This is a genomic window from uncultured Paenibacillus sp., from assembly GCF_963515335.1.
Taxonomy (GTDB): Bacteria; Bacillota; Bacilli; order Paenibacillales; family Paenibacillaceae; genus Paenibacillus_I.
Genome location: NZ_CAUPYC010000044.1, coordinates 1 through 26,672, shown reverse-complemented (window position 1 = coordinate 26,672; position 26,672 = coordinate 1). Strand labels below are relative to the sequence as shown.

Annotated in this window: 24 protein-coding genes and 1 tRNA gene; 23 read left to right on the top strand and 2 right to left on the bottom strand. The window is 61.2% G+C overall.

The genetic code is table 11. The annotated features are described in order from the left end of the window. Positions 1 to 5 precede the first annotated feature (5 nt). From fmt to spoVM, 8 genes are all read left to right on the top strand, one after another. A complete protein-coding gene (gene fmt, locus RWM61_RS13900) occupies positions 6 to 959 on the top strand; it encodes a methionyl-tRNA formyltransferase (protein ID WP_314001755.1) in 954 nt (317 codons plus the stop codon). Continuing rightward, the gene (rsmB, locus tag RWM61_RS13895) at positions 949 to 2,337 is read left to right on the top strand and encodes a 16S rRNA (cytosine(967)-C(5))-methyltransferase RsmB (protein ID WP_314001753.1); all 1,389 of its coding nucleotides are present in this window, start codon (positions 949 to 951) and stop codon (positions 2,335 to 2,337) included. The genes fmt and rsmB overlap by 11 nt, the downstream gene beginning before the upstream one ends. Before the next feature lie 401 nt (positions 2,338 to 2,738). Then, positions 2,739 to 3,827, top strand: coding sequence for a 23S rRNA (adenine(2503)-C(2))-methyltransferase RlmN (rlmN, locus tag RWM61_RS13890; protein ID WP_314001751.1), 1,089 nt, complete (start codon positions 2,739 to 2,741; stop codon positions 3,825 to 3,827). Positions 3,828 to 3,834: 7 nt separating this feature from the next. Continuing rightward, on the top strand, positions 3,835 to 4,596 hold the full coding sequence (locus RWM61_RS13885; RefSeq protein ID WP_314001749.1) for a Stp1/IreP family PP2C-type Ser/Thr phosphatase: 762 nt from the start codon (positions 3,835 to 3,837) through the stop codon (positions 4,594 to 4,596). Beyond that, on the top strand, positions 4,593 to 6,713 hold the full coding sequence (pknB, locus tag RWM61_RS13880; protein WP_314001747.1) for a Stk1 family PASTA domain-containing Ser/Thr kinase: 2,121 nt from the start codon (positions 4,593 to 4,595) through the stop codon (positions 6,711 to 6,713). Before RWM61_RS13885 ends, pknB begins: the two co-directional genes overlap by 4 nt. Next, positions 6,694 to 7,638 (top strand): ribosome small subunit-dependent GTPase A, encoded by a 945-nt coding sequence (gene rsgA / locus RWM61_RS13875; RefSeq protein WP_314001745.1) that lies wholly within the window; start codon positions 6,694 to 6,696, stop codon positions 7,636 to 7,638. The genes pknB and rsgA overlap by 20 nt, the downstream gene beginning before the upstream one ends. Position 7,639: 1 nt before the next feature. Next, positions 7,640 to 8,299: a ribulose-phosphate 3-epimerase gene (rpe, locus tag RWM61_RS13870; RefSeq protein ID WP_314001743.1), complete on the top strand. Its 660-nt coding sequence runs from the start codon at positions 7,640 to 7,642 to the stop codon at positions 8,297 to 8,299. 126 nt (positions 8,300 to 8,425) lie between these two features. After that, positions 8,426 to 8,506 carry a stage V sporulation protein SpoVM gene (spoVM, locus tag RWM61_RS13865; protein ID WP_010345573.1) on the top strand — a complete coding sequence of 27 codons (81 nt, stop codon included), beginning with the start codon at positions 8,426 to 8,428 and terminating at the stop codon, positions 8,504 to 8,506. Positions 8,507 to 8,627: 121 nt separating this feature from the next. Here spoVM and rpmB read toward each other — a convergent pair whose 3' ends face one another. Continuing rightward, entirely contained in the window at positions 8,628 to 8,816 is a 189-nt protein-coding gene (gene rpmB / locus RWM61_RS13860; protein WP_314001740.1) for a 50S ribosomal protein L28, read from the bottom strand. 344 nt (positions 8,817 to 9,160) lie between these two features. Here rpmB and RWM61_RS13855 point away from each other — a divergent pair, with 344 nt between their 5' ends. From RWM61_RS13855 to RWM61_RS13795, 13 genes are all read left to right on the top strand, one after another. After that, on the top strand, positions 9,161 to 9,520 hold the full coding sequence (locus RWM61_RS13855; RefSeq protein ID WP_314001738.1) for an Asp23/Gls24 family envelope stress response protein: 360 nt from the start codon (positions 9,161 to 9,163) through the stop codon (positions 9,518 to 9,520). Between the two features lie 50 nt (positions 9,521 to 9,570). After that, positions 9,571 to 11,373, top strand: a complete 1,803-nt coding sequence (locus tag RWM61_RS13850) for a DAK2 domain-containing protein (protein WP_314001776.1) — start codon at positions 9,571 to 9,573, stop codon at positions 11,371 to 11,373. 22 nt (positions 11,374 to 11,395) lie between these two features. Next, on the top strand, positions 11,396 to 12,250 hold the full coding sequence (locus tag RWM61_RS13845) for a DegV family protein (RefSeq protein ID WP_314001736.1): 855 nt from the start codon (positions 11,396 to 11,398) through the stop codon (positions 12,248 to 12,250). Between the two features lie 9 nt (positions 12,251 to 12,259). Further along, positions 12,260 to 14,317, top strand: coding sequence for an ATP-dependent DNA helicase RecG (recG, locus tag RWM61_RS13840; protein ID WP_314001734.1), 2,058 nt, complete (start codon positions 12,260 to 12,262; stop codon positions 14,315 to 14,317). Positions 14,318 to 14,434: 117 nt separating this feature from the next. Then, positions 14,435 to 14,722, top strand: coding sequence for a stage VI sporulation protein F (locus RWM61_RS13835; protein WP_314001732.1), 288 nt, complete (start codon positions 14,435 to 14,437; stop codon positions 14,720 to 14,722). A gap of 220 nt (positions 14,723 to 14,942) precedes the next feature. Then, the gene (locus RWM61_RS13830; RefSeq protein WP_314001730.1) at positions 14,943 to 16,427 is read left to right on the top strand and encodes a DUF2515 family protein; all 1,485 of its coding nucleotides are present in this window, start codon (positions 14,943 to 14,945) and stop codon (positions 16,425 to 16,427) included. Between the two features lie 151 nt (positions 16,428 to 16,578). Further along, complete coding sequence (locus tag RWM61_RS13825) at positions 16,579 to 18,045, top strand: GGDEF domain-containing protein (RefSeq protein ID WP_314001728.1); 1,467 nt, start codon at positions 16,579 to 16,581, stop codon at positions 18,043 to 18,045. Continuing rightward, a complete protein-coding gene (locus RWM61_RS13820) occupies positions 18,042 to 19,205 on the top strand; it encodes an EAL domain-containing protein (protein WP_314001726.1) in 1,164 nt (387 codons plus the stop codon). The genes RWM61_RS13825 and RWM61_RS13820 overlap by 4 nt, the downstream gene beginning before the upstream one ends. Positions 19,206 to 19,291: 86 nt before the next feature. Further along, a complete protein-coding gene (polA, locus tag RWM61_RS13815; RefSeq protein WP_314001724.1) occupies positions 19,292 to 21,952 on the top strand; it encodes a DNA polymerase I in 2,661 nt (886 codons plus the stop codon). Between the two features lie 39 nt (positions 21,953 to 21,991). Further along, on the top strand, positions 21,992 to 22,867 hold the full coding sequence (gene mutM, locus RWM61_RS13810; protein ID WP_314001722.1) for a DNA-formamidopyrimidine glycosylase: 876 nt from the start codon (positions 21,992 to 21,994) through the stop codon (positions 22,865 to 22,867). A gap of 114 nt (positions 22,868 to 22,981) precedes the next feature. Then, complete coding sequence (locus RWM61_RS13805) at positions 22,982 to 23,740, top strand: MntP/YtaF family protein (protein WP_314001720.1); 759 nt, start codon at positions 22,982 to 22,984, stop codon at positions 23,738 to 23,740. Between the two features lie 10 nt (positions 23,741 to 23,750). Next, a complete protein-coding gene (gene coaE, locus RWM61_RS13800; protein ID WP_314001718.1) occupies positions 23,751 to 24,350 on the top strand; it encodes a dephospho-CoA kinase in 600 nt (199 codons plus the stop codon). Next, positions 24,347 to 24,913 (top strand): lytic transglycosylase domain-containing protein, encoded by a 567-nt coding sequence (locus tag RWM61_RS13795; RefSeq protein ID WP_314001716.1) that lies wholly within the window; start codon positions 24,347 to 24,349, stop codon positions 24,911 to 24,913. The genes coaE and RWM61_RS13795 overlap by 4 nt, the downstream gene beginning before the upstream one ends. A 96-nt stretch (positions 24,914 to 25,009) precedes the next feature. Here the strand turns inward: RWM61_RS13795 and RWM61_RS13790 are convergent, their stop codons facing one another. Continuing rightward, the gene (locus RWM61_RS13790; RefSeq protein ID WP_314001714.1) at positions 25,010 to 25,237 is read right to left on the bottom strand and encodes an alpha/beta-type small acid-soluble spore protein; all 228 of its coding nucleotides are present in this window, start codon (positions 25,235 to 25,237) and stop codon (positions 25,010 to 25,012) included. Between the two features lie 147 nt (positions 25,238 to 25,384). Here RWM61_RS13790 and nrdR point away from each other — a divergent pair, with 147 nt between their 5' ends. Further along, positions 25,385 to 25,861 carry a transcriptional regulator NrdR gene (gene nrdR / locus RWM61_RS13785; RefSeq protein ID WP_314001712.1) on the top strand — a complete coding sequence of 159 codons (477 nt, stop codon included), beginning with the start codon at positions 25,385 to 25,387 and terminating at the stop codon, positions 25,859 to 25,861. A gap of 418 nt (positions 25,862 to 26,279) precedes the next feature. Then, a tRNA-Ala gene (locus RWM61_RS13780) sits at positions 26,280 to 26,355 on the top strand. Positions 26,356 to 26,672: the final 317 nt, after the last annotated feature.

Below are 26,672 nucleotides of genomic sequence, written 5' to 3'. Positions count from 1 at the left end.
GCGGGATGCGGATCGTGTTCATGGGAACGCCCGGTTTCGCCGTTCCTTCTTTACATAAGCTGCTTGACGCGGGGTACGAGGTCGCTGCCGTCGTATCCCAGCCGGACCGGCCGAAGGGCCGGAAAAAGGTGCTGACGCCGCCTCCCGTCAAGGAGGCGGCGCTCGCCCGCGGCATCCCGGTATTGCAGCCGGCGCGCATGCGCAGTCCGGAGGCGGTCGCGGAAATTGAGGCGCTGCGGCCGGATTTGATCGTGACGGCGGCGTACGGCCAGATTTTGCCGAAGGCGGTGCTGGACCAGCCGCGGCTCGGCTGCATCAACGTGCACGGCTCGCTGCTCCCGAAATACCGGGGCGGCGCGCCGATTCAGCGGGCGATCATCAACGGCGAGCGCGTGACCGGCGTTACCATCATGTATATGGCGGAAGGGCTCGATACCGGCGATATGATCAGCCGGGTAGAGGTGCCGATCGGAACGGACGATACGTCGGGTACGCTGTTCGAGAAGCTTAGCTTGGCCGGCGCGGAGCTGCTCATGCGAACGCTGCCGTCGATCGCGGACGGTACGGCGCAGGCGGTGCCGCAGAATGAGGAAGAGGCGACGTATGCGCCGAACCTCACGCGCGAGGACGAGCGGATCGACTGGTCGCGCAGCGCGGAGGCGATCCGCAACCAGGTGCGGGGGCTCGTGCCTTTTGCCGGCGCGTTCACGTATTGGAACGGCGAGGTGCTGAAGGTGTGGGCGTGCCGGGCGGCGGCGGACAAGCTGGGCAGCGGCGGCGAGCCGGGCACGGTGGCGGCGGCCGGCGCGGACGGCCTGTTCGTGCAGACCGGCGAAGGCGTGCTTCAAGTGATGGAGGTGCAGCCCGCGGGCAAAAAGGCGATGCCTGCCGCCGAATGGCTGAAAGGCGTGCGGCTGCCCGAAGGCACCGTGCTCGGAGGCGCTTCGGATGGCGAATGATAAACATCGTGTTCGCACGGCACGCGAGGTCGCGCTCGATGCTCTGGTGCGGATCGAGCGCGAAGGAGCTTACAGCAACCTGGAGCTGAACCGCGCTTTGCGCGAGGCGGAGCTGTCGCGGGCCGACGCCGGACTGGCGACGGAGCTGGTGTACGGCACGGTGCAGCGCCGGCGCACGCTCGATTACTGGCTGGAGCGTTTCGTCGCCAAAGGCTTGGCCAGGCTGCAGCCTTGGGTGCTGGCGCTGCTGCGCATGAGCGTCTATCAGCTGGTCTATCTGGATCGCGTGCCGGCTCATGCCGCAGTCAATGAAGCGGTCACCATAGCGAAACGCCGGGGCCATGCGGGGATATCCGGCATGGTGAACGGCGTGCTGCGCAATGTGGACCGCAGAAGGAGCGAATTGACGCTGCCCGAGCGGGCGTCCTCGGCGGGGGAGATCGCGCTGAAGCATTCGTACCCTGACTGGCTGGTCGAGCGCTGGGCGGCGGATTACGGCCCGGAGACCGCGGAAGCGATCTGCGCCGCCGGCAATGAGCCGCCGAACGGCTCGATCCGCGTCAACCGGCTGCGGGCGGCGCGCGATGCCGTTCTCGAGCGGCTGAAGGCCGAAGGTTTGTATGCGACGCCTTCCCCTTTGTCGCCGGCGGGCATCGTCGTGGCACGCGGAGGCAATCTGGCGGACCGTACCGAGTACCGCAACGGCGAGTGGACGGTGCAGGACGAGAGCTCAATGCTCGTCTCCGAAGCGGCGGCGCCGTCGCCTGATATGACCGTGCTGGATTGCTGCGCCGCGCCCGGCGGCAAGACGACCCATCTGGCGGAGCTGATGGGCGACCGAGGCACGGTCTGGTCGAACGATATCCATCCCCACAAGGAGAAGCTGATCGCTGCTCAGGCGGAGCGGCTCGGGCTTTCCTGCATCCGGACGACGGTCGGCGATGCGGCCGGGCTTCCGGAGAAGCATGCGGAGGCGTCGATGGACCTCGTCCTGCTCGACGCGCCCTGCAGCGGCTTCGGCGTCATCCGGCGGAAGCCGGAAATCAAGTGGACGAAGTCGCCGGAGGACGTCGACGCGATCGCCGCGCTTCAGGCGCGCCTGCTGGAGGCGGCCGCCCGTCTCGTGAAGCCCGGAGGCACGCTTGTATACAGCACGTGCACGATCGAGCGGCGGGAGAACGAGCGGCAGATCGACCGTTTCCTTGCCGGGCATGCCGGGTATGAGCTGGACCCGGAGTGGCCGCCGCATGTGCTGGACGCTTTGCGCTCGGCGGGCGTTATCCGGGAGGGCGCTGCGTTCCCGGGCATGGTGCAGCTGCTGCCGCAGCATTTCGGGAGCGACGGGTTCTTCATCGCGAGGCTGCGCCGGCGGAAGTAACGCCGGAAAGCGGTGTTGAACGTGCCGCGCCGCGTCATTCGCGGGAGTAACGCCGGAATCCGGCATTAAACGCGCCGCGCCACGCCTCCGTGGTGATGTAACGCCGGAATCCGGCGTTAAACGCGCCGCGCCGCGTCATTCGTGGGGAGTAACGCCGGAATCCGGCGTTAAACGCGCCGCGCCACGCCTCCGTTGGGGAAGTAATGCCGGAAATTGGCGTTATTTCTGCTCGTCGCCGGTGGCGGCGGCCCTCCGACCCGGCGCCGACCCGGCCGTGCCCGGTAGTCCATCCAAGCCGATTGTGATACAATAGCAGGATGGATGGTCAAAATAAGGATGCGCGGCAATGACGGGCTCGAACCGGCGCGACGCCGACCAAAAAGCGGAACAGGTGGTAACAAATGAGCGAAACGAAACAAAGGAAAGACCAAAAGGAACCGGTCGACACGAAACCTTTTATATATGATTTCACACTGGAGCAGTTGCAGGACTGGATGAAAGAGAACGGCGAGCCGGCGTTTCGCGCGGGGCAGCTGTTCGACTGGCTGTATGTAAAGCGCGTGACCTCCTTCGAGCAAATGAGCAACCTGTCGAAGGCGCTGCGGGAGAAGCTGGACGCCGGGTTCCGGTTCGTTACGCTTAACGAGATCACGCGTCTGGAATCGAAGGACGGCACGGTCAAATATTTGTTCGGCCTCCATGACAACCACGCGATCGAGACGGTCGTCATGCGCCATAACTACGGCAACAGCATCTGCGTCACGACCCAGGTCGGCTGCCGGATCGGCTGCACGTTCTGCGCGTCGACGCTCGGCGGCTTGAAGCGCAATCTGACGGCCGGAGAAATCGTCGCGCAGGTCGTGACCGCCCAGCAGCTGCTGGACAAGACGGACGAACGGATCTCCAGCATCGTCATCATGGGATCCGGCGAGCCGTTCGAGAACTACGACGCGACGATGGCTTTTCTGCGCATTATGATCCATGAGAAAGGCCTGAACATCGGCCAGCGGCACATTACGGTGTCGACCAGCGGCATCGTGCCGAGCATCTACAAGTTCGCCGAGGAGAATACGCAGATCAATCTGGCGATATCGATCCACGCGCCGAACGATGCGCTCCGCTCGAAGCTGATGCCGGTCAACCGGCGGTTTCCGTTCGACGACGTCATGGAGGCGCTTCGCTATTATATCGCGAAGACCGGCCGCCGCGTCACGTTCGAATACGCCCTGATCGGCGGCGTCAACGACCGTCCCGAGCATGCGGAGGAGCTGGGGGACGTGCTGCAAGGCTTGCTGTGCCACGTCAATCTCATACCGGTCAACCACGTGCCGGAACGCAATTACGTGCGCACGCCGCGCGAGGATATTTTCGAGTTTCAACGGATTCTGGAGAGGAAGAAAATCAACGTGACGATCCGCAGGGAGCAGGGGCACGATATCGCCGCCGCTTGCGGACAGCTGCGTGCGAAGCATATGGAGTCGGCGAGGTGAACGGTCATTGAGAACGGCAAACCGGAGTGACATCGGGCGCATTCGGCTCGTCAACGAGGACCGTGCGTGGGTGGGCAAGCTGGAGAACGGCATAGCGGTCGCCATCGTGGCGGACGGCATGGGCGGCCATCAGGCCGGCGACGTCGCCAGCCAGCTGGCGGTCGACACGTTCCGCGAGTCGCTGCGGGACTATAAGGAGCCATTGGAGCCGGAGCAGGCCAAAACCTTGATCCGGCAAGCGATATTGCAGGCGAACGAGGTTGTGTACGAGATGGCGTCGCAGAATGACCGTTACCACAACATGGGGACGACGGTCGTGGCCGCGATGCTTTGGGAAGGCGGCGGCATTATCGGGCATATCGGCGACAGCCGGGCCTACAAAATCCGCGACGGGCGGCTCCGTCTGCTGACGGAGGACCATACGCTCGTCAATGAGCTGGCCAAGTCGGGCCAGATCAGCGCGGAGGAAGCGGCCAACCATCCGCGCCGCAATGTGCTGACCCGCGCGCTCGGAACCGACCGCTACGTCGAGGTGGACGTCAAGGGCTTTGCCTGGACGGCGGGCGATATGCTGCTGCTGTGCAGCGACGGCTTGTATTCGATGGTCGGCGAAGACGACATGCTGGAGGCATTGCTTGCCGAAGAGCCGGATCTCGACGGCAAGGCGGAGCGGCTGATTGAGCTTGCGCTGCAGGCCGGGGGCGAGGATAACGTCACCGTGCTTTTGATCGACCATGCAGCCGGCGATGAAGATGAGGTGACAGGATGATCGGACAAGAGCTGGGCGGACGCTACGAAATTATCGAACGAATCGGCAGCGGCGGCATGGCGCTCGTTTACAAGGCGCATGACGTCCTGCTGAACCGTAAAGTCGCCGTCAAAATTTTGCGCCAGCAGTTCGGCCATGACGAGGAATTCGTCCGCCGGTTCCGGCGCGAAGCCCAATCGGCGGCCTCCCTGTCGCATCCGAACGTCGTCAGCATCTACGATGTCGGCGAGGAGGAAGACACGCACTACATCGTGATGGAATATGTGGAAGGCAGCAATTTGAACGACCTGATCAAGGAACGCGCCCCGCTGCAGGCGGAGGAAGCGGTCCGCATCGCCGTGCAGATTTGCGACGCTCTCGAGCATGCCCACCAGAATCAGATCATTCACCGCGATATTAAGCCGCATAACATTCTGATCGGCAGAAACGGCCGGGTGAAGGTGACCGATTTCGGGATCGCCCGCGCGGTCACGTCTTCGACCATCACGCAGACTGGTTCGGTCGTCGGTTCCGTCCATTACTTCTCCCCCGAGCATGCGAAAGGGATCAGCACAGGCGAGAAGTCGGACCTGTATTCCCTCGGCATCGTGCTGTACCAGATGCTGACGGGCAGGCTGCCTTTCCTCGGCGAAAGCCCGATCAGCGTCGCGCTCAAGCATCTTCAGGACGATTTTGAGGAGCCGCGGCAGGTCAATCCGCACATTCCGCAGAGCGTGGAGAATATTATTCTCCGTTCCATGCGCAAAAACAGCTCCGAGCGGTACGATTCCGCAAGCGAAATGCTGGAGGACCTGGAAACCTGCCTGAAGCCCGAAAGGCTGAACGAGCCCAAGATCGCCTTTACGCAGGATATGGAAGAGACAATAGCCATGCCGGCCATCCGCGGCGTGGCGGCGGCGCCGCTCGCCTCTGCGGGCGCACGCGGCACGGCCGCGGCGGTCGCCGGCGTCGAGACCAAATGGGTCGACGAGCCGGAAGCGAAACGCAAATGGGTGAAGCCGCTTGTGACGGTTCTAATCACTTTGCTTGTCATTTTTCTAGTATATATGGGCGTAAGAACGGTTATCGGCATTATGGATACCAACGAAGTGGACGTACCCTACGTCGTCGGCCAGACGGAGGCCGCCGCGCGGCAAATGATCGCGGACGCCGGGCTGAAGGTGGAAGAGCCCGTCGTTTATGAGGAGAAGAAGGACGTGCCCAAGGATACGGTGTTCGAGCAGAGCAAGACGAACATGCGCGTCAAGGAAGGTTCGTTTATCAAGCTGTTCGTAAGCTCCGGCCCCAGGCTGGAGGAAATGCAGGATTTCGGCGGGCGCAAGTATGAGGACGCCGTGGAGGCGCTCGTCAATCTCGGCATGGTCGAGGAGGAGCAGATATCGAGGGAGGACGTATTTGACGATGCCGAGCCGGGCAGCATTATCGCCCAGTCCGTCGCAGCCGGCGCTTCGTTCGACCCGGCGGCAGAAAAGATCGTTTTCACGGTCAGCAAAGGGCCGGAGACGTTCGATATGCCGAATCTTATCGGCATGAAACAGCAGGCGGCTCTAAACGAATTGCAGAAAAGCGGCCTGAAGCCGGGCCCCGATTCCGGCGTGGTGCGGGAGCCGAGCTATGCGCCGGAAGGCACGGTTATCGACCAGTTCCCATATAAGGCCGGGGATGCGGTGGCCAAAGGCAGCGAGGTGACGATTACCGTCAGCTCGGGACTGCCGGACGACGCGGTGAAGTATACGTTCAACATTCTCATCTCCCCTGCGGTGATCGGACAGCCGAGCGAGATCCGCATCGAGTATTCCGACGCCCGCGGCGAGAAGATCGATTGGGGCAAGAAAACGATCTCGGATACGCAATCGTTCCCGGTGGAGGTCGTGCTCGCGCCGAATACGGAGGCGATCGTCACCGTGTACCGCGACGGCCAGTTCACCGATTCGTTCCCGGTTACGTACGACGAGGCGAAAAGCGGCGGCGCGGGCAGTCCGGCGGCGGTGCCCGGCATGGCGGAAGAGCCGCCCGCCGAACCGCCGGCGGAGCAACCGCCGGCCGATCAGCCGGCCGACCAGCCGGGGCAATCCGCGGACAACGGGGGCGGCAACGATGAGCGGCAAGAGAACTGAGCGGCTCACGGGCACGATCGTTAAAGCGTTAAGCGGTTATTACTACGTCTATCCCGACGGCCGCGCGGACGATTCGGTCAGCGACCCGATCCAATGCCGCGCGCGGGGCATATTCAAGAAAAAAGGCCTGTCCCCGCTCGTCGGGGACAAGGTTGTTTACAGCGTTGCCGAGACGGGAGAGGGGACGGTCGACGAGCTGCTCCCGCGCAGCTCGGAGCTTGTCAGGCCGCCGGTGGCCAATATCGAGCTGGCCGTTCTCGTATTTTCCGTCACGGAGCCTGCGCTCAACCTGCAGCTGCTGGACAAGTTTCTCGCGCATATCGAGCACGCCGGCATTGAAGCCATGCTCTGTCTCAGCAAAAGCGACCTGGCGGAAGAGGCGGAGCCGGAGGAAACCGCGGCGAGAGCGGCGCTGGCTGATGTGGAGCGCATATACGCGCCGATCGGCTACGATATCGTCGTGACCAGCTCGCGCAAGGGGGCTGGAACGGATGCGCTGCTCGAGCGTCTGCGCGGCCGCCTGTCGGTATTCGCCGGCCAATCGGGCGTGGGGAAGTCGTCGCTGCTTAACGCGCTCGTGCCGGGCTTGATGCTGGAGACGAACGCCATCAGCTCCAGGCTTGGCCGGGGCAAGCATACGACGCGCCACTGCGAGTTGGTCGCCATCGGCGACGGCGGCTACGTGGCGGACACGCCCGGCTTCAGCCAGCTTGATTTTCAGGAACTGGGGATCGAGGAGCTGGGTTACTGCTTCCGCGAATTCCGGGCGCTGCTGCCGGATTGCAAGTTCCGCGGCTGCACGCACGTCCACGAGCCCGGCTGCGCCGTCATCGCCGCTTTGGAAGCCGGCGAGGTGGCGCAAAGCCGTTACGACAATTATGTGCAATTTCTGGGAGAAATGAAGGAGAAGAAGCGGAGGTACTGACATGACGATTATCGCACCGTCGATTCTGTCCGCCGATTTCGGGCGGCTGGCCGACGAAATTGCCGATGCCGACCGGAGCGGAGGCGATTGGATTCATGTGGACATCATGGACGGCCATTTCGTGCCGAACATTACGTTCGGACCCGTCGTCGTCGGCGCGGTCCGGCAGGCGACGAAGCTGCCGTTCGACGTCCATCTGATGATCAAGGAGCCGGAACGGTATATCGCCGATTTCGCGAAGGCCGGCGCGGACCGGATCACCGTGCACGCCGAGGCCTGCGTCCATCTGCACCGCGTCATCCATATGATCAAGGAGCAGGGAATCCCCGCCGGCGTGGCGCTTAATCCGGCGACGCCCCTGTCGGCGGTCGAGCATGTGCTGGAGGACATCGATCTGGTGCTGTGCATGACGGTCAATCCGGGCTTCGGCGGGCAGGCGTTCATCCCGGCCGTACTGGCCAAGCTGCGCGAGCTTCGGGATAAAGCAGACAAACGCGGCCTGTCAGGCCTCCATATCCAGGTCGACGGCGGCATCAATAAGGAAACGGCCCGGCTGGTAAAGGAAGCGGGCGCGAATGTGCTCGTCGCCGGCAGCGCCGTATTCGCGCGCCCCGACCGCGCCGCCGCCATTGCGGAGCTTAGACAGACTGCGAGGGAATAGGACAAATCGGCTATGCATAGGATGGTTACATGAGTGCGGATCTCGTGTAACCATTTTTGTCGTGAGCGTATAGACTGGAGTGGAACCGCGTAAATGCCGATGAGCGCGCCTAAGGAGGGAAGGAGCATGAAATTTTACACGATCAAGCTGCCGAAGTTTTTGGGTGGTTTCGTCAAAGCGATTTTAAATACATTCCAGAAGAACTAGCAGCCTCCGGCCGCCTGCCGATCGGGGATTACGGAGAGCCTGCCGAGCCCTGCCGCAGCTGGAAACGAAAAAAGCACCTGATGGCATCAGGTGCTTTTTCTCACGGGCCGCGAAGACCGGATTAAACGCGGGTAAGTTTCCCGGATTTCAACGCGCGGGCGCTGACCCATACGCGCTTCGGTTTACCGTCCACAAGGATGCGAACCTTTTGTACGTTAACGCCCCAGGTACGGCGGTTTTTGTTGTTGGCGTGGGAAACGTGGTTGCCTTTGCCGGGCGCCTTGCCCGTCACGAAACATTTGCGAGACATGAAATACACCTCCTTCAGAAGCTTCCGCTCAATGACACATACAAACACACACTCGAATAGTTTAGCACAGCCTGAGGCGAAAATCCACCACCACTTTTCATCCCACTTTCATACACCGTCATTCCGGATGGAGGTCCGAATCGCATAAAGGGAATAAAAGACGGCGCGCCGGCCGGAAAGCGTGCGCAACGGACCCGCAGGCGGCCCAAAATGAGCGCAGAAAGGCGAAAATTAAAGATTTTGTAGAGTAATCGACCGAATTGCCTTAATTTTATTTGAGTTATTAAGGCGCGGAACATATAATTATGGTAGTCCGACAACCTTTACGCAAGGAGTGAGCACCCATGCCGTTGCAGTTTAACACGGAGCTAGGAAACGTATTTGTTACAGACAATGTCATATCGGTCATCGCCGGATCTGCCGCCATGGAGTGTTTTGGACTAGTCGGAATGGCTTCGCGCAAGCAGCTGAAGGACGGGATCGCCGAACTGCTCGGCCGTGAAAATCTTTCGCGCGGTGTCGAAGTGCGCCGGGAAAACGAACAACTGCACATTGATCTGTATATCATCGTCAGCTACGGAACCAAAATATCGGAAGTCGCGCACAATATTCAGTCCAAGGTCAAGTATGTGTTGAATGATGTGGTAGGTCTCCAAGCGGATCAGGTCCATATTTTCGTCCAAGGCGTACGTGTATCTCGGTAGGGGGGTCTCCTTTGAGCAAGCGCTTGTTGAACGGAACGGATTTTATGCAAATGGCGCTCCTGGGCGCGGCTGTGTTGGAACGCAATGCGGAGCGGATAAACGCCCTGAATGTTTTCCCTGTGCCTGACGGCGACACGGGAACGAATATGAATTTAACGATGAAATCGGGCGCGAGCGAGCTGCAAAGCCGTCCGTCCGCCTCATTGGGCAAAGCGGCAGAAGCGCTTTCAAAAGGTTTGCTGATGGGTGCCCGGGGCAACTCGGGCGTCATCCTGTCGCAGCTGTTCCGCGGCTTCTCGCGAAGCGTGGCGGGACTGGAAGAAGCCGGCCCCGTCCAGTTCGCGGCGGCGCTGCAGCTAGGTGTCGACACGGCGTACAAGTCGGTCGTCAAGCCGGTTGAGGGCACGATACTGACGGTCGCCCGGGAAGCGGCGAAGCACGCGGTACATATCGCCCGGCGCATGCCCGATGTGGAAGCGCTCATGAAAGAAGTGACGGCCAAAGCGCGGGAGACGCTGCTTAGGACGCCGGACATGCTTCCGGTTCTGAAGCAGGTCGGCGTCGTCGATTCCGGCGGGCAGGGCCTCCTCTGCATCTATGAAGGCTTCGTTCAATGCCTGTCGGGGACGGCAGGCGCCGACTATACGCCCCCGGCAGCATTCTCGCGCCCGGCTGCGGCAGGACGGGACGCGGGAGCCGCGGCGGTTCAGCCGCCGCCGGCACCCGGGACGGCCGCCGCTTCCGCCCGCTCGGCGCAATCGCGCCTTGCGACGGAATCGATCGAATTCCTGTACGATATGGAATTTTTCATTAATCGGACGCTGGGCAAGCCGTCGCCGATGAAGTTCGACGAGAGCTGGTTCAAGCGCGCCCTCGCCAAGGACGGCGATTCGATCGTCGTCATTGCGGACGACGAAATCATCAAGGTGCATGTCCATTCCCGCAAGCCGGGCGATGTGCTGAATATGGCGCTTCCGTACGGCGAGCTGACGGACATCCGCATTCTGAACATGCGGGAGCAGCATCGCGATCTGCTCGAACACGACGGCACCGTCTACGACGAGACGGCGGACGAGGGGCGGCATGCGCCGCTTTCGCCGTATGCCGCCCTGGCGGAAACCGGGCTCGCGGCGCCCGTGGTGCTGACGGGCGGGGCCCCGGTTCAGGGCGTGCCGCCGGAGCAGGTGCACGAGTACGCGCCTTACGGGATTGTGGCTGTCGCGATGGGCGAAGGCATCTCCAACATTTTCCGCGATAATGAGGCCGATATCGTGCTGTCCGGCGGGCAGACGATGAATCCGAGCACGGAGGATTTCGTCCAGGCCATCGGCTCGCTTAGCGCCGAGCATATCTATTTGCTGCCGAACAATTCCAACATTATTTTGGCGGCGCAGCAGGCGGCCGAGCTCAGCGAACGGAACGTGACGGTCGTGCCCACGCGGACGATTCCGCAAGGCATGGCCGCATTGCTGGCGTTTAACGAGGCTGAATCGCCCGAACGCAATATCGAGCGCATGAAGCAGGCGGCGGAATCGGTGCTGTCCGGCCAGGTCACGCTCGCGGTCCGCGACACGCAGATGGACGGACTGTCGATCCGGAATGGCGACTATATCGGCATTATGGATAAAGAAATCGTTTCGGCGTCGGCGAGCCTGCAGGATGCATGCCGGACGCTGCTGTCGCGCATGATGGAGGATGGAGGCGAGCTCGTGACCATCCTGACGGGCGAAGGCTCCCTGGCGGAGGAAACGAACGAACTGGCGAAGTGGGTTGCACGGACATTTCCAGAGGCCGAACTCGAGGTGCATCCGGGCGGACAGCCGTTGTACCCATATTTGATAGCGGTTGAATAACGGTTAATGGGAGGCGGAGCGCGTGTGCGCGGTTAAAATCGTAGTGGACAGCACGGCGGATATTTCGCGGGAGCTTCGGGAACGGCTGGGCATCGAAATGGTGCCGCTGAAGGTTCATTTCGGAGAGGAGCAATTTTTGGATGGCGTCACGATCGATCCCGACGACTTCTACGACAAGCTGGCTTCCTCGCCCGCGCTGCCGACGACGTCGCAGCCTTCGCCGATCGAGTTCCAGGAGGCTTATGAACGGATTTTGAAGGAAACTCCGGACGCGCAAATCATATCGTACCATCTGAGCGCGAAGTTCAGCGGCACTTATCAGTCGGCCACGATCGGCCGCACGATGCTCGAATCCGACGCCGACATCACGGTCATCGATTCGAAGTCGGCATCCTGCGGCTTCGGCCTGATCGCGATTCGAGCGGCGGAGCTCGCCAAGGAAGGCCGCTCGAAAGCGGAGATTTTGGCCGAGATCGACCGGCTTTCGCGCGATTTGAAGCTGTACTTCCTGGTGGATACGCTGGAATACTTGCAGCGGGGCGGCCGAATCGGCAAGGCGGCGGCGCTGTTCGGCTCGATTCTGAACATCAAGCCGATCCTGACGATCGACCGCGAAGGCACGGTGGCTCCGGTGGACAAGGTGCGGGGGTCCAAGAAAGCGATGCAGCGCATCGTCGAGCTGCTCGAGCCGAACTTCGGCAGCGATCCGGTGAACGTCGCCATCGCATGGAGCAAGTACGACGCAGCGGCGAAGGAACTGCTGGAAATGGTCCGGAGCCGATTCAACGTACAGGATGTGCACGAAACCACGCTCGGCGCCGTTATCGGCACCCATGTCGGGCCCGGGACGGCGGCCGTGTTTATGTATAGGGTGTGATTGCAAATTATGACGACGACGGCATTGCATGACATCGCCGTCCGGCAAATCAAAGGCGTGAGCGCTCCCAAGGAACAAGAGCTTCACGCCTTTGGCATTGTGTCGGTGGCGGATTTGCTGGAATATTTCCCGTTCCGCTACGAGGATTACCGGCTGCGGGCGCTTGCCGAGGTGAAGGACGGCGAGAAAGCGACGGTGCAGGGCAAAATTATGAGCGCTCCCTCGCTGCAGCGGTACGGACGCGGCAAGTCGCGGCTTTCCTGCAAGGTGGCGGTGGAGCATCTGCTCGTGACGGCGGTTTGGTTCAACCGGCCGTTTCTTCAGGAGCAGCTTGTGCCCGGACGCGAAATTACGCTGACCGGCAAATGGGACCAGCACCGCCGGCAGCTGACCGTCTCCGACTCGGAGTTCCCCGACAAGGGGGCGGCCAAGACGGGCACGCTCCAGCCGGTCTATTCGGTCGGCGGGGCGATTACGCAGGCCTGGATGCGCAAGACGATCAAGCAGGCGCTTGACCAATACGGCGCGTTGATCCCGGAGGTGCTTCCCCATGCCCTGACGGAGAAGCATAAGCTTATCCCCCGCCGCGAGGCCGTGATGCTGATGCATCTGCCGGGCGATGTGAAGGCCGGCCGGGAGGCCCGCCGTCGGATGGCTTACGAGGAGCTGTTTCTGTTCCAGCTCAAGCTGCAGGCGTTCCGGGCGCTGACCCGGGACAAAATGGACGGCGTGGCGCATACGGTTGACAACGAATCGATCCGCGCCTTCGTGGCGGGGCTGCCTTTCGAATTGACGGGCGCACAGAAGAAGGTCATCAACGAAATCATGTACGATATGCGCCGGCCGTTCTGCATGAACAGGCTGCTGCAGGGAGACGTCGGCGCGGGCAAGACGGTCGTCGCGGCCGTGGCGCTGTACGCGGCCGTGAAGTCGGGGCATCAGGGCGCGCTCATGGTGCCGACCGAAATATTGGCGGAGCAGCACGCGCGCACGCTGGAGCGGCTTTTTGAACCGTACGGCGTCCAGATCGGCCTGCTGACCGGCAGTCTTACCGATCGCAGGCGGCGCGACGTGCTCGCCGGCTTGCAGATGGGGCTGGTCGACATCGTCGTCGGCACGCATGCGCTCATCCAGGAGGACGTGTTTTTCCGCAGCCTGGGTCTTGTCGTGACGGACGAGCAGCACCGTTTCGGCGTCAACCAGCGCAGCATACTGCGGCGCAAAGGGATGAATCCCGACGTGCTGACGATGACCGCGACGCCGATTCCGCGCACGCTGGCGATTACCGCGTTCGGCGATATGGACGTCTCGACGATCCGCGAGCGGCCGCAAGGGCGCAAGCCGATCAAGACGTATTGGGTCAAGCATAACGCGATGGACCGTGTGCTCGGCTTCATCAGGCGGGAGGTCGGGGAAGGCCGGCAGGCCTATGTCATCACGCCGCTGATCGAGGAATCGGAGAAGCTGGACGTGCAGAATGCGATCGACCTTCACGTGCAGATGCAGCAGGCGTTCCCGGATTTGCGGGTGGCGCTGCTGCACGGACGGCTGTCCGCATCCGAGAAGGAAGCGGTGATGCGGTCGTTCGCCGCGGGGGAGACGCATGTGCTGGTCGCGACGACGGTCATCGAGGTCGGCGTCGACGTTCCGAACGCGACGCTGATGGTGATCATGGACGCCGAACGGTTCGGCCTTTCCCAGCTTCACCAGCTGCGGGGCCGCGTCGGCCGGGCGGGGCATCAATCGTACTGCGTGCTTGTGGCCGATCCGAAGTCCGAAACCGGGCAGGAGCGCATGGCCGTCATGACGGAGACGGACGACGGCTTCGAGGTGGCCCGCCGCGACCTGGAGCTGCGCGGGCCGGGCGACTTTTTCGGCACGAAGCAGAGCGGCCTGCCGGATTTCAAGGTGGCGGACATGGCCGCCGACTTCGCGCTGCTCGAGACGGCGCGCGACGACGCGGCGGAGCTCGTGTCGCAGCCGGATTTCCGGCAGCGGTCCGAGTATGCGGGCCTGCGCTTGCGGCTGGAGCGCGAAGGCGTCTTCCAGGGCGATTTGCTCGATTAATCCGCCCGCAGGCAACAACCGCGGAGAAGCGGCATATCCTTTACAGATTGGGATGCGCGGCAGGCCGGTATCCGGCGCGGCGCGCATCCGCCACAATCGGGAAGGAGGTGCGGACGCTTGTCCTATCAACAATACGGAATCCGTCCGGAGCTGGTCGGGCGCGTGAAAATGAAATTGAAGAACCCGGCCGTCAAGGACCGGATCAAAGGTTTGGTGCACGGCATCACGAAGGCCGATCTGCAGGACCGGCCGAAGGTGAAGCGGATGGTGAAATCGGCGGCGGTCATCCTGAACGAGCCGATCGCGGATGCGGAGACGGAGCAGATCGTCTCGTTTATCGTCGGGCAGCGCATCGATCCGAACAATACGTTTCACCTGCTCAAGCTTTGGGGCATGTTTCGATAGCGCGGACAGCATAAAGGCTTCTCCTTCGCCATCAGCGGATGGCGTCGGGGAAGCTTTTTTCCGGATGGAGTCCACTTGCCCCCGTTATAACGACAGTTGCCGGCCGTCGGCCGAAAATTCTCCCGCACGACCGTCCCGGTTAAGGAATAACCTGCGGGTAGATAATGGTGCTATCGACGGTCGTCAAAGGACGGCCTTCAAGGAAAGGGGAGTGCCGATTATGAACGATTCCGCCAACCGGCACGGAAAAGTGCGGCGGGCCGCCCGCCGGGCGGCCCGGCTTGCCGCCTGGCCGAAGGCGTTCGCCGCGTATGCGGCGGGCAAGTGGATGGCGATAGCCGCCGGCCGGCGCATGGCCAAAACCGCGCAGCGGCTCCGCCTCTCGGAACGGGCGGTGCGTGAGCTCCAAGCGGCGTGGGCGAAGCAGCAGGCGTATCCCGCCGGAGCGGCGAATGCCTTGCTGGAGGCGGCGAAAGAGCCGGGTACGACGGAGCATCCCGGATCCGGCGGCGCCTCCGTCGTCTCCGGTTCATGGAGCTCCGGCGTTCTGCCGGGGCAGCTGCAGCCGATACCGGCGCCCGCGCTCGGCGAGCGGGAACGCGCCATCCTTCACCGTATCCGCGAGGAAACCGGACGGCTGAACCGCAACAACGCGACCCGCACGGAGGCGTACCGCGCCTTGTATTTCCGCGCCCCCAAGCTGCATTGGGCGCTGCTCGCCCATATGGTATCGCGCAACGGCGGCTGGAACATGACCGACCTGCAGGGCGAGCTGCTGCCCCGGCTGCTTGACGCGGAGAAGCGGGAAGCGACGTTCCGCATGCTCGAACGGGCGAACGCGCTTATTTTTCACGACGCTTATCCGCAGCTGCTGCTGTACGAAGAGGGCAAGCGGCTCGGCCGGGATTTGTCATGGCTGCTGCCCGCGCTCGGCGTATCCGGCTTCATGGTCCCGGTCTGGAAGCAGTTCAGCCGGCGGCAAGACCCCGTTCCGCTGACGGTTGCGCTTATTGTGAACGAGCAGCATTATATCGAGGAACGGGTCGTCCGCCATCCGGAATACCGGAAAAGCGTGCTCGACACGATGTTTTTCGGCTTTCAGTCGCTGCTGCAGCTCAATCAGGTCGTCTTCCCGTACAAGCTTGATTGTACAATCGACGCCGATCGCCGAAATAATCCGAAGCCGGACGGGCTGCACAAAAACACGGGCGGCGGCCTCCGGCTTGCCGGTCTCATTCTGGACAATTTCGACGACCTGCATGAGCGGATCGAATTCGGCAAACGGCTGTATGCCGTACTGTTCGGCATTCCGGAAATCCGCGAAGGCGTTCACCGGTTTGCCCTCGCCGTCCGCCATACCGGCTCGCGGGCCGATTATGCGCCGCATCTGTTCGCGCAGGTGCGGCAGCGCCCTCCTCAGCGGCCTTACCGGGAGCGGCTTGCCGGCCTCAAGCTCCGTCAGGGAGCCGATCCGCTGTACAGTCCCCGGCTCGGGGACGCATGGCCGGACCTCAGGGTGATGTCCGCGGAGCCCGGCGACTGGTTCACGGACGAAGCGGCAAATCCCCGCCGCATCGACCGCTTTTTCCAGGCGCTTCCGCTGCCGACCGTCTTCGAGATTACCAACGAATACGGCTTCGGCTTGGGCAAGCTGGAGATGGCGGTTATGGCTGCCGAAGAGCTGTCGGCCGGGCGTTTCGGATGACCGACGGCCCGCTCCGGATGAAGGCGGCTGAGCATTCCGGCCCGATTTTTACACCATATTTACAAGACAATGCGGCTCCGTTCACAATCGCTTGGTATATTGGAGTCGCGGAAATGACATATTCGGACAAATTTCGCGAGGGGATCTGACGGTGGACGAGGTCGGGTACGGATTATTGGACCGTGAGTTGCTGCGCCGCGTGTCGGAGGAAATCGGTTCGAAAGACGTCGGGGTCGGCGTGATCTACGTGCAGATGCCCCGCGGCTCCGAGACGCCTGTGGACGGCTTAACGATATGGACGAAAACCGAGAAACGGATATTCTGGCATTGCCGGATGCACCCAGACTATTTTTTCTTCGTGCGCTCGGAACGTCGGGACGGGCACCGGGACGCTCTGAAGGCGCTGGAATCAGATATGCGCCAGCTGCTAGGAGCAGATTGCAACGACAGCAACGCGACCTGGCCGAAGCCGGCTTTCGGCGCTGGCGCGGTCACGCCGGGAGAGCCGGGGCGTTCGATCGAATCGGCTGTATACAGGGCGATTATAGAAGCGGTGTCGCATGCGAACCGCGCAGCGGGGCCGATGGGAGGAAATACTCCGTTTCATGCCGGCGGCGGAATGCCCAAAGGGACGGATAAAAGCCTTGCGCTGCAGATCGGGTCGCTTGCCGTGCCGATTCCGACCTTTCACCGTTCGACTCCGGTTTCGGAGGTGGCGGATTTTTTTGAGAGCGATCCGAAGGCTCAAGCGGCCGTTATTGTCGACGGCGGCAAGCCGGTCGGGCTGATCATGAAGGAGAAGCTGTACCGGCTGCTTGCCGGCAAATTCGGCCTTGCGCTGTATTGGAACCGGCCTGTCGAAAAAATGATGGACAGCTCGCCTTTGACGGTGCCCGCCGAGATGCCTCTCGAGCAGGCTTCCCAGCTCGCGATGGCGCGCGATTTTCAGCAGCTGTACGATGTGGTGACGGTCACCCGGAACGGACAATTCGCCGGCGCGGCATCAATCCGCTCCATCCTTGAATCGATCACCACGCTTCGCACCGAAGCGGCAAGGCTGGCGAACCCGCTGACCGGCTTGCCCGGCAACGAGGCGATCCAGCGGGAGATGGTTCGCCGGATCGAGGCGCGGCGGCCGTTCGCGGTTATTTATGCGGACCTTGATTATTTTAAATGGTTCAACGATTTTTTCGGCTTCCGCAAAGGGGACGAGCTGATTCGCTACACGGCGGAGGTGCTGGGGCAGACCGCGGCTTTAGCGGGCGGGCGCAGCGATTTTGTCGGGCATATCGGCGGAGACGATTTTATCGTGATGACGGATGCGGAGAACCCGGAAACGATATGCAGGCACGTAATATGGCGGTTCGACGGCGGGGTTCAGGCTTTCTATGAAGACGTTCAAGTGCGGGAGGTATGCGACAGGAACGGCAATCCCGTCGCCCGCGACGGCGTAACGATTTCTTTGTGCCTGATTCAATGGGACGGCGAGCGTGCGGTTACGCCCGAGCAGTTCTCGGAGCAGTCCGCCCGCCTGAAGAAGCAGGCGAAGCGTCTGCCGGGGAGCGTGCTGGTTTCCGGCCGGATCGGCGACTATCAACATGGAGAGATCAAACGATGAGCAGCGTATGGCATTCTGACAACAGGCACACGGAAACTGATCCGATGGGCATTATCTATTTGGGATGGAACGGCAGAGGCATTCAAGCGGCCGGATGGAAAGCCTTCTCCGTCCGGCTCTACGAGGAGCAGCGGCGCTGGTCGCCGACGATCGTCGGCAAGCAGTGGTGGGGAAAGGATCTGTTTCTCTTTGTGCGCAAGCCCAAGGAGGAGCCGGCTCCGTTCGAGGAATGGCTCCTGACGACGGCCCTGCAGCTGCGCGACCGATGGGGACGCGGCTTTTTGGATACGTTTCCGGAGCCGACCGCCGCCGGCTGGCATCTTCATGCCGGCGTCTCCTCCCTGCAGGCCGGCAGCGGAGATTTGGAGGATGACGAGTGGTACGACTCCCTGAAGCGCGCGCTTATACAGGGGGGGCGCTCCGACGCGATCGAGCAGCGGCTCAAGCGGCTGGCATTCGACCGCATCCTGCAGGAGCGGCGGATTCGAGCCGTTTATCAGCCGATTGTCTCGCTGGCGGACGGGAGACGGTTCGGCTTCGAGGCGCTTACCCGCGTCGACAGCGAGCGGTTTGAAGGCCCGCTGCAGCTGTTCAAGTTTGCGGAGGAGGAGGGCGAGTCGTTTGCGATCGACCTGCTGGCAAGGGAACGGGCGATTGACGGATGCGGCGCGCTGCGGAACGACCAGAAAATTTTCATCAATATGTCCGCGCACATTATGGACGACCCGCATTATACCCCGGGCCAAACACTGAAGCTGCTGGAGCGGCGCGGGCTTTCTCCCAGCAACGTCGTGTTCGAGATCACCGAGCGAAGCTCGATCGACGATTTCTCGACCGCCGTCAAGACGCTTAATCATTATCGAAGCCAAGGCTACCAAATCGCCATCGACGATGCCGGGGCCGGGTACTCCTCGCTGCAGTCGATCGTCGAATTGCGGCCGGATTACATAAAAGTTGATCGTTCGCTAGTGAACCATATCGATCGTGACGAAATGAAGCAGCATCTGATGGGGACGTTCGTAGGACTTGCGCGGAAAATGGGAATCGGCGTCATCGCCGAAGGCATCGAGCGGCAGGAGGAGCTTGAGCAGGTTAACGAGATGGGCGTGCATTATGCCCAGGGTTATCTGCTGGGGAGACCAGTTGCGCAATTGGAATAAGAGGGAAGCTTTTCGCGCAGGACGTGCGGAAGGCTTTTTTCTTTTATGCTATGATAAGGGGTAGATTGCACAGGTGAGGTGTCGTTATGGAGAAATGGATATTGATCGACGGCAACAGCATCGCGAGCCGGGCGTTCTATGCCATGCCGCCGCTTACCAATTCATCGGGGCTGCACACGAACGCCGTTTACGGATTTACGACCATGCTGCTCAGGCTCATCGAGGAGGAACGCCCGACGCATATGCTCGTCGCTTTCGACGCCGGGAAAGTCACGTTCCGCCACGAGGGCTATACGGAATATAAGGGAGGCCGCGACAAGACGCCGCCGGAGCTCTCGGAGCAATTCCCGGTGCTGAAGGATCTGCTCAAGGCGTTCGGCATCGCGCAGTTCGAGCTGCCGGGCTACGAAGCGGACGACATAATCGGCACCCTGACGCGCATGGCCGACGAAGCGGGCAAGGAAACGCTCGTCGTGACGGGCGACAAGGATATGCTGCAGCTTGCATCCGAGCATGTAACGATTGCGATTACGCGCAAGGGCATCAGCGAGGTGGACCGGTTCTCGCCCGAAGGGCTCGCGGAGAAGTACGGCTTGAAGCCGGAGCAGATCATCGACCTCAAGGGGCTGATGGGGGATGCGTCAGACAACATTCCGGGCATTCCCGGTGTCGGCGAGAAGACGGCGCTCAAGCTGCTGCACGAGTACGGCTCGGTCGAAGAGGTGCTCGCGCACGCGGACGAGCTGAAGGGCAAGATGAAGGAGAAGGTCGAGCAGCATAAGGATGACGCCGTCATGAGCAAAAAGCTCGCGACGATCTTCCGGGAAGTTCCGCTGGATCACGGGGCGGAGGAGATCGCCTACAACGGTTACGATCAGGCTGCTTTATCCGAGGCGTTCCGCAAGCTGGAGTTCCGTTCGCTGCTCGAGCGGCTCGACCTGCCTGCCGGAGGGGCGACGGCGGAGGCCGCGGCGGAAGCGGCCGCGGAGCTGAACGTCGTCCTGCTGGATGCGCGCACGTCATCGGAACTGACGGCGGACAAGCTGTCGGGCGTTTGCGCGGTATACATCGAAGCAGCGGGCGAGAATCCGCATATCGCGACGCCGCTCGGCCTGGCGCTGGCGTGCGAAGCCGTCGTGTACGCCATGCCGTTCGAGGTGCTGCACACGGACGGAGCGGCTCCGCTGCGCGATTGGCTGGCGAATCCCGAAGCGCGCAAGGAAGGCTATGATTGGCATAAAGCGGCGCTGGTGCTGTCCTGGCACGGCATCAAGCTGGCGGGCGCTTCGTTCGACGTGCAGCTGGCGGCTTATCTGCTCGATCCGACCGAAGCGAACGATTCGCTGAGCGGGCTATGCGCCCGGTATGACCTGCCGGGTGTGGCGGCCGACGAGGACGTCTACGGCAAAGGCGCGAAATTCGCGGTGCCGGCGCTCGACAAGCTGTGCGCGCATCTGGCGCTCAAGGCGGAAGCGGTGCGGCTGCTGGCGCCGAAGCAGAAGGAAGAGCTCGACGGGAACGGCATGAACAAGCTGTATTACGAGCTGGAGCAGCCGCTTTCCGACGTGCTTTTCGGGATGGAGCGGCAGGGTATTGCGGTTGACGCCGGCGAGATTGCGGCGCTCGGCAAAGAGCTGGAGAAAAATATCGCCGGTCTGATGCGCGGCATTTACGAGCATGCGGGCATGGAATTCAACATCAATTCCACGAAGCAGCTGGGCGAAATTCTGTTCGACAAGCTGGGGCTTCCCGTTAAAAAGAAAACGAAAACCGGCTATTCGACCGACGCCGAGGTGCTGGAGGAGCTGGCGCCTTATCACGAGATGGTGCGGCTTATTCTGGATTACCGCCAGCTGGCGAAGCTCCAATCCACCTACGTGGAGGGACTGCTCAAGGAGATCCGCAAGGAAACCGGCAAGGTGCATACCTATTACCGGCAGACGATCGCGGCGACGGGCCGGCTGAGCAGCCAGTTCCCGAACCTGCAGAACATCCCGATCCGGCTGGAGGAAGGGCGCAAAATCCGCAAGGCATTCGTGCCCTCCGAGAAGGGCTGGTATATCCTTGCGGCGGATTATTCGCAGATCGAGCTGCGGGTGCTCGCGCATATATCGCGCGACGAGGGACTGATGGAAGCGTTCCGGACCGATATGGACATCCATACGAAGACGGCCATGGACGTGTTCGGCGTCGAAGCCAGACAGGTGGACGCGAACATGCGCCGGGCGGCCAAAGCCGTCAATTTCGGGATCGTGTACGGCATCAGCGACTTCGGGCTGTCCCAGAACCTGAAAATCACGCGCAAGGAAGCGGGCAGCTTCATCGAGCAATATTTTGCCGCGTTCAAGGGTGTGCGCAAATATATGGACGATATCGTGATCAGGGCCCGAGAGGACGGCTACGTCACGACGCTGCTGGAGAGGCGGCGCTATCTTCCGGAGATCAAGGCGTCCAACTTCAACCTCCGTTCGTTCGCGGAACGGACGGCCATGAACACGCCGATCCAGGGAACGGCCGCCGACATCATCAAGCTGGCGATGGTGAAAATGGACCGGGTGCTGAGAGAGCGCGGCTTGCGATCCCGGATGCTGCTGCAGGTGCATGACGAGCTGGTGTTCGAGGTGCCGGAAGACGAGCTGGAGACGATGAAAACGCTCGTGCCGGACGTTATGGAGTCCGCCATCGAGCTGGACGTGCCGCTGAAGGCGGATGTCAATTACGGCGTCAACTGGTACGAGGCGAAATAACGCGGTTTTTCAGGTATAATGGGATAGGGTGATGACAACATGCCGGAATTGCCGGAGGTAGAAACGGTCCGCCGCACGCTGATCGAGCTGGTAGCGGGCAAGACGGTCGAACGGGTAACCGTCTCGCTGCCGCGCATTATTCAGCGGCCGGCCGAGCCGGAGCAGTTCGCCGATCTGCTTGCCGGACGTACGATCCTGACGGTGGAGCGCCGGGGCAAGTTTTTGCGGCTGCTGCTGGACGGGCTTACACTTGTGTCCCATCTGCGGATGGAGGGCCGGTACGGCCTTTACCGCAGCGGCGAGCCGGTGGAGAAGCATACGCACGTGATTTTTCATTTTACGGACGGCACGGAGCTGAGATACAGAGATGTCCGGCAGTTCGGGACGATGCACTTATTTGCGCCGGGCGAGGAATTTGAAAGCCCGCCTTTGAATAAACTTGGATTGGAGCCCCTTGAGGAGTCATTTACGCTGGACGAGCTGCGCAAGCTGCTCGGCGGGCGGCCCGGTCCGATCAAGCCGCTGCTGCTGAACCAGGCGTATGTCGTCGGGTTGGGCAACATTTATGCGGACGAGGCGTTGTTCAGCGCCGGGATTCATCCGGAGCGTCCCGCCGACTCGCTTAAGAAGGATGAATGGGAGCGGTTGTATGCCGCCATTCGCGGCACGCTCGCAAGAGCCGTCGAAGCCGGCGGTTCGTCGATCAAATCGTACGTGAACGGCCAGGGCGAGATGGGGATGTTCCAGCATTCTCTTCTCGTATACGGCCGCAAGAACGAGCCGTGCCCGCGCTGCGGCTCGGCGATCGAGAAGACCGTGCTCGGCGGGCGCGGCACGCATTACTGCCACATCTGCCAGCCGCCCTTGCGCGGCAAGAGAAGCGCGCAGAGAAGCGGCGCACGCAAGGCGCGGTAACCGCGCGAGGCTATGCACGATGCACATGGGTGATCTCCCCGCATATGATGTACCAGACATGGGCGCCGGCGGCGCGGCTCGAGTCCGCGGCCGGCCATAGGGGAGGAACATCGCGTGCTCGTGCATTTGCTTTCGCTGCTCCTGCTGGCGTTCGCGGTCAGTCTGGACGGCTTCGGGGTAGGCGTGACGTACGGCTTGCGCCACATTCGCATCCCTGTCTTCTCGATCGCCATCATCGCCGTATGCTCGGGCACCGTCATCGGCTTGTCGATGCTGGCCGGCGAATGGCTGACGGCGTGGCTGTCGCCGATCGCCGCGCGTACGATCGGCGCGGTCATCCTGATCGCCATCGGCTGTATGGCGCTTTATCAGATCCTTCGGGGCCGTGACGGCCGGGGCGAAGCTGTGCCTCAGCGAGCCGCTGCCGGGGCCGGCTCAGGCGGCCATACCGATGGAAGGACGGGCGCCGCGCCGTTCGGGCCGCCGCCAAGCGGACGTTCGGCCGGGATTGGCTCGTCCGCCGCCGCGGTCGCCACGTTGATGAAAATCGAGCTGAAACGCTTCGGCCTTGTCATTCAGATTTTGCGAACGCCGCAAGCGGCCGACGTCGACCGGTCAGGCGTCATTTCGCCGTCCGAAGCGCTGTTGCTCGGCGCCGCCTTGTCGCTTGACTCGCTCGGCGCGGGGCTGGGCGCCGCGATGCTCGGCTTCTCGCCGCTGCTCACGGCAGTGTTTATCGCGGCCTCAAGCGGCTTGTTCCTGCTTATCGGCATGCGCGTCGGGCTTAGGACGGCGGATTGGCGGGGAATGCGGGCGATGTCGGCCTTGCCGGGATTAATTTTGATCATAATGGGCATTACTAGATTGTTATGAGGTGAAGGAAATGATCATCGGATTGACCGGCGGAATCGCCTGCGGCAAAAGCACGGTCGGCGCCATGCTCGCAAGCCGCGGCGCGTTGCTCGTCGATGCCGACCGGGTCGCCAGGGAGGTCGTTCTCCCCGGCGAGCCGGCATTGGCCGCCGTGGCCGCCGCGTTCGGACAAGCCGTCATGCAGGAGGACGGGACACTGAACCGGGCCAAGCTCGGCGAGACGGTTTTTGCCGACTCGGACAAGCTGCGCACGCTCGAGTCCATCCTGCATCCCGCGATCCGGTCGCGCATGTGGGAGCAGATGAACCGGGCAAAAGCGGAAGAGCCCGGGCGGCTGATCGTGGCGGATATTCCGCTGCTCTTTGAAACGAACCAGCAAGGGCTGTATGAGGGCGTACTGGTCGTTTACGTGCCGCGGGAGGTGCAACTGGCGCGGCTGCTGCTCCGCAACCCGGGGCTGACCGAGGCGCAGGCGCTGCAGCGGATCGAAACCCAAATGGACATCGAGCGGAAAAAGTCGCTGGCCGACTGGGTGATCGACAACAGCGGGACGATCGAGCAAACCGAGCGTCAGGTCGAAACTTTCTGGAACGGGTTGGTTCGGGCATGAGCTGGCTGCGGAAAAAAAAGGTGCTGTTCGCGCTTTTTGTGGCTATGCTGGCACTTCTGTTCATTAATTCCTCTTGGATGGGCAGGCTGATGTATCCGATTCGTTATACGGAGGATATTAAAGTGAGCGCGGTCAATAACGACGTCGACCCTTACCTCCTGGCCGCGGTTATCCGGACCGAAACCAATTTCAGGACTGGGCAAGTGTCCAGCAAGGGCGCACTCGGCATTATGCAGATTATGCCGGATACCGCACGCTGGATTGTCGAGCGGGCCGAGTTCAGCGACGTGTCCATGGACGATATCCGAAACCGCGCGGATATCGGCATCGAGCTTGGCGCCTGGTATCTGCATTCGCTGCATGTCCAGTTCGACGACAACCCTGTCGCAGCGGTGGCGGCTTACAACGCCGGTCCGGGCAACGTCCGCAGCTGGTTGAATACCGGCGTCTGGGACGGCAGGAGCGAGACGAGCGACAGCATTCCGTTCGGTGAGACGCGGAACTATGTACAACGCGTTATTTATTATTATAATAAGTACAAGGCGATTTATCCGACATTGTGAATCCGTTTCCCGAATCGGGGTCAACTGGAAAAAGCTTTGGCGCAGACGCCTGTCGGCTTTCTGCGCCAAGCCCTTGAATAATAAGCCTAGGAAATATTAGCGGAATTGACCGGCCAGTTGGGACTCGGCCATCTCGACCAGCTTACGGGTGATGTAACCACCGAGGGAGCCGGCGTCCCGGGTAGCCATGTTCCCGTAGTAACCGTCTTGCGGGATGGCGATCCCGAGCTCTTGAGCAACTTCAAACTTCATTTGGTCCAGCGCATAGTTCGCTTGCGGCACGACCAATGTGTTGTTGTTACGGTTGCTTCCTCCTCCAGACATTGCAGTTCACCTCCTTGCGGTTGGTAACAGTATTATGCTCGTATTTTCTAAGATCATTACAGAAACGGATGGGGAATTAATCCCAGTATCGACAAGAAGGGCGTATCCCGGCCGGTCGAGCATCCGATTGGAGGGTTCAGCGAACCGATGAAGTGTCCATATTGCGATTATTCCGGAACGAAGGTGCTTGATTCGAGGCCGGCCAACGAGAATAAATCGATCCGCCGCCGCCGCGAGTGCGAGAAATGCAACCGCCGGTTCACGACGTTCGAGATGATCGAGGAAACGCCGCTGATCGTGATCAAGAAGGACGGCAGCCGCGAGGAATTCAGCCGCGACAAAATATTGCGCGGCCTGATCCGAGCCTGCGAGAAGCGTCCGGTATCGGTGGAGCGGCTCGAGGTTATCGTATCCGAAGTGGAAAAGGAGATCCGGACGACGGCCAACGCCGAGGTCGAAAGCCGTGAAATCGGCGAATCCGTCATGGAGCAGCTGTATCCCGTCGACGAAGTCGCCTACGTGCGGTTCGCGTCCGTGTATAGGCAGTTCAAGGACATCAATATGTTTATGAAGGAGCTGAACAACCTGTTGTCCAAGCATACGCTTGGGGATAACACGGGCTGAGCTGCTATGAAAACGGCAAAAATCGTTTGACCGCTGTGCTGCGCGGCAGACAGGCCGAGAACGACCCGTGCAGGCGGCGAGCCGGAAGGCCGTATAGGCCAGGGAGCCGTGGAGCAGCCCCTGACGAAATAGCCGTTTTTTCGTTTTATTAAAACTTTTATGCCGTTGCTTTGTCGCGGTCGTTTGCCGGCCGCGTGCGCTCACGGCATCCCCATTGAAATTGAAACTACGCATCAGTACAAGCTTCGTTTCCGAGGATTATTCATCGCTCCCCGCGGTTCATTTACCGTTAGTACACGGGACGGAGTGCTTGCTAACAAAATAACGCTAGGGCATGGTTGACACCCGGCCCCGGCGTGTGCTATTATCATTTTTGTTGCGACAAACCGAATCTATCAGGCTTTGATTAGAAATTCTTGGGGAATTAGCTCAGCTGGGAGAGCGCATCGCTGGCAGCGATGAGGTCAGGGGTTCGATCCCCCTATTCTCCACCAACACCTTAAATCAAAACGGCAGAGATGCCGTTTTTTTGTGCTGTGAAAAAGTTATGCTCATTTGTCGGCCTTTTCCCGAAAGTATACTGACAAATTTTCGATCCATTAACAGAGACGCCTAATTAGGGCCGGTCGCCCCGCTGCATAAAGCTGATGCTATGCCCTTGAGCAATATGTCCCATCCAGTTAGGGTTAAATAAATCATGCAGCGTCACCGACTGTTGCCCCATTCACAGGTTTTATCTTTAGGAATAATCTAAAGCCTGAAATATTCACAGCACGATGCTGAAAATCCCGGAACCCATGTATATCAAGGG

Bases quoted from the DNA above. Each gene is read 5' to 3' on its own strand.
- recG (WP_314001734.1), top strand. From the start codon at position 12,260: ATGACGACGACGGCATTGCATGACATCGCCGTCCGGCAAATCAAAGGC.
- coaE (WP_314001718.1), top strand. From the start codon at position 23,751: ATGATCATCGGATTGACCGGCGGAATCGCCTGCGGCAAAAGCACGGTC.
- RWM61_RS13855 (WP_314001738.1), top strand. From the start codon at position 9,161: ATGCCGTTGCAGTTTAACACGGAGCTAGGAAACGTATTTGTTACAGAC.
- RWM61_RS13790 (WP_314001714.1), bottom strand. From the start codon at position 25,237: ATGTCTGGAGGAGGAAGCAACCGTAACAACAACACATTGGTCGTGCCG.
- mutM (WP_314001722.1), top strand. From the start codon at position 21,992: ATGCCGGAATTGCCGGAGGTAGAAACGGTCCGCCGCACGCTGATCGAG.
- RWM61_RS13820 (WP_314001726.1), top strand. From the start codon at position 18,042: ATGAGCAGCGTATGGCATTCTGACAACAGGCACACGGAAACTGATCCG.
- rlmN (WP_314001751.1), top strand. From the start codon at position 2,739: ATGAGCGAAACGAAACAAAGGAAAGACCAAAAGGAACCGGTCGACACG.
- rpe (WP_314001743.1), top strand. From the start codon at position 7,640: ATGACGATTATCGCACCGTCGATTCTGTCCGCCGATTTCGGGCGGCTG.
- spoVM (WP_010345573.1), top strand. From the start codon at position 8,426: ATGAAATTTTACACGATCAAGCTGCCGAAGTTTTTGGGTGGTTTCGTC.
- RWM61_RS13830 (WP_314001730.1), top strand. From the start codon at position 14,943: ATGAACGATTCCGCCAACCGGCACGGAAAAGTGCGGCGGGCCGCCCGC.
- rsgA (WP_314001745.1), top strand. From the start codon at position 6,694: ATGAGCGGCAAGAGAACTGAGCGGCTCACGGGCACGATCGTTAAAGCG.
- fmt (WP_314001755.1), top strand. From the start codon at position 6: ATGCGGATCGTGTTCATGGGAACGCCCGGTTTCGCCGTTCCTTCTTTA.
- polA (WP_314001724.1), top strand. From the start codon at position 19,292: ATGGAGAAATGGATATTGATCGACGGCAACAGCATCGCGAGCCGGGCG.
- pknB (WP_314001747.1), top strand. From the start codon at position 4,593: ATGATCGGACAAGAGCTGGGCGGACGCTACGAAATTATCGAACGAATC.
- rpmB (WP_314001740.1), bottom strand. From the start codon at position 8,816: ATGTCTCGCAAATGTTTCGTGACGGGCAAGGCGCCCGGCAAAGGCAAC.
- RWM61_RS13850 (WP_314001776.1), top strand. From the start codon at position 9,571: ATGGCGCTCCTGGGCGCGGCTGTGTTGGAACGCAATGCGGAGCGGATA.
- nrdR (WP_314001712.1), top strand. From the start codon at position 25,385: ATGAAGTGTCCATATTGCGATTATTCCGGAACGAAGGTGCTTGATTCG.
- RWM61_RS13795 (WP_314001716.1), top strand. From the start codon at position 24,347: ATGAGCTGGCTGCGGAAAAAAAAGGTGCTGTTCGCGCTTTTTGTGGCT.
- rsmB (WP_314001753.1), top strand. From the start codon at position 949: ATGGCGAATGATAAACATCGTGTTCGCACGGCACGCGAGGTCGCGCTC.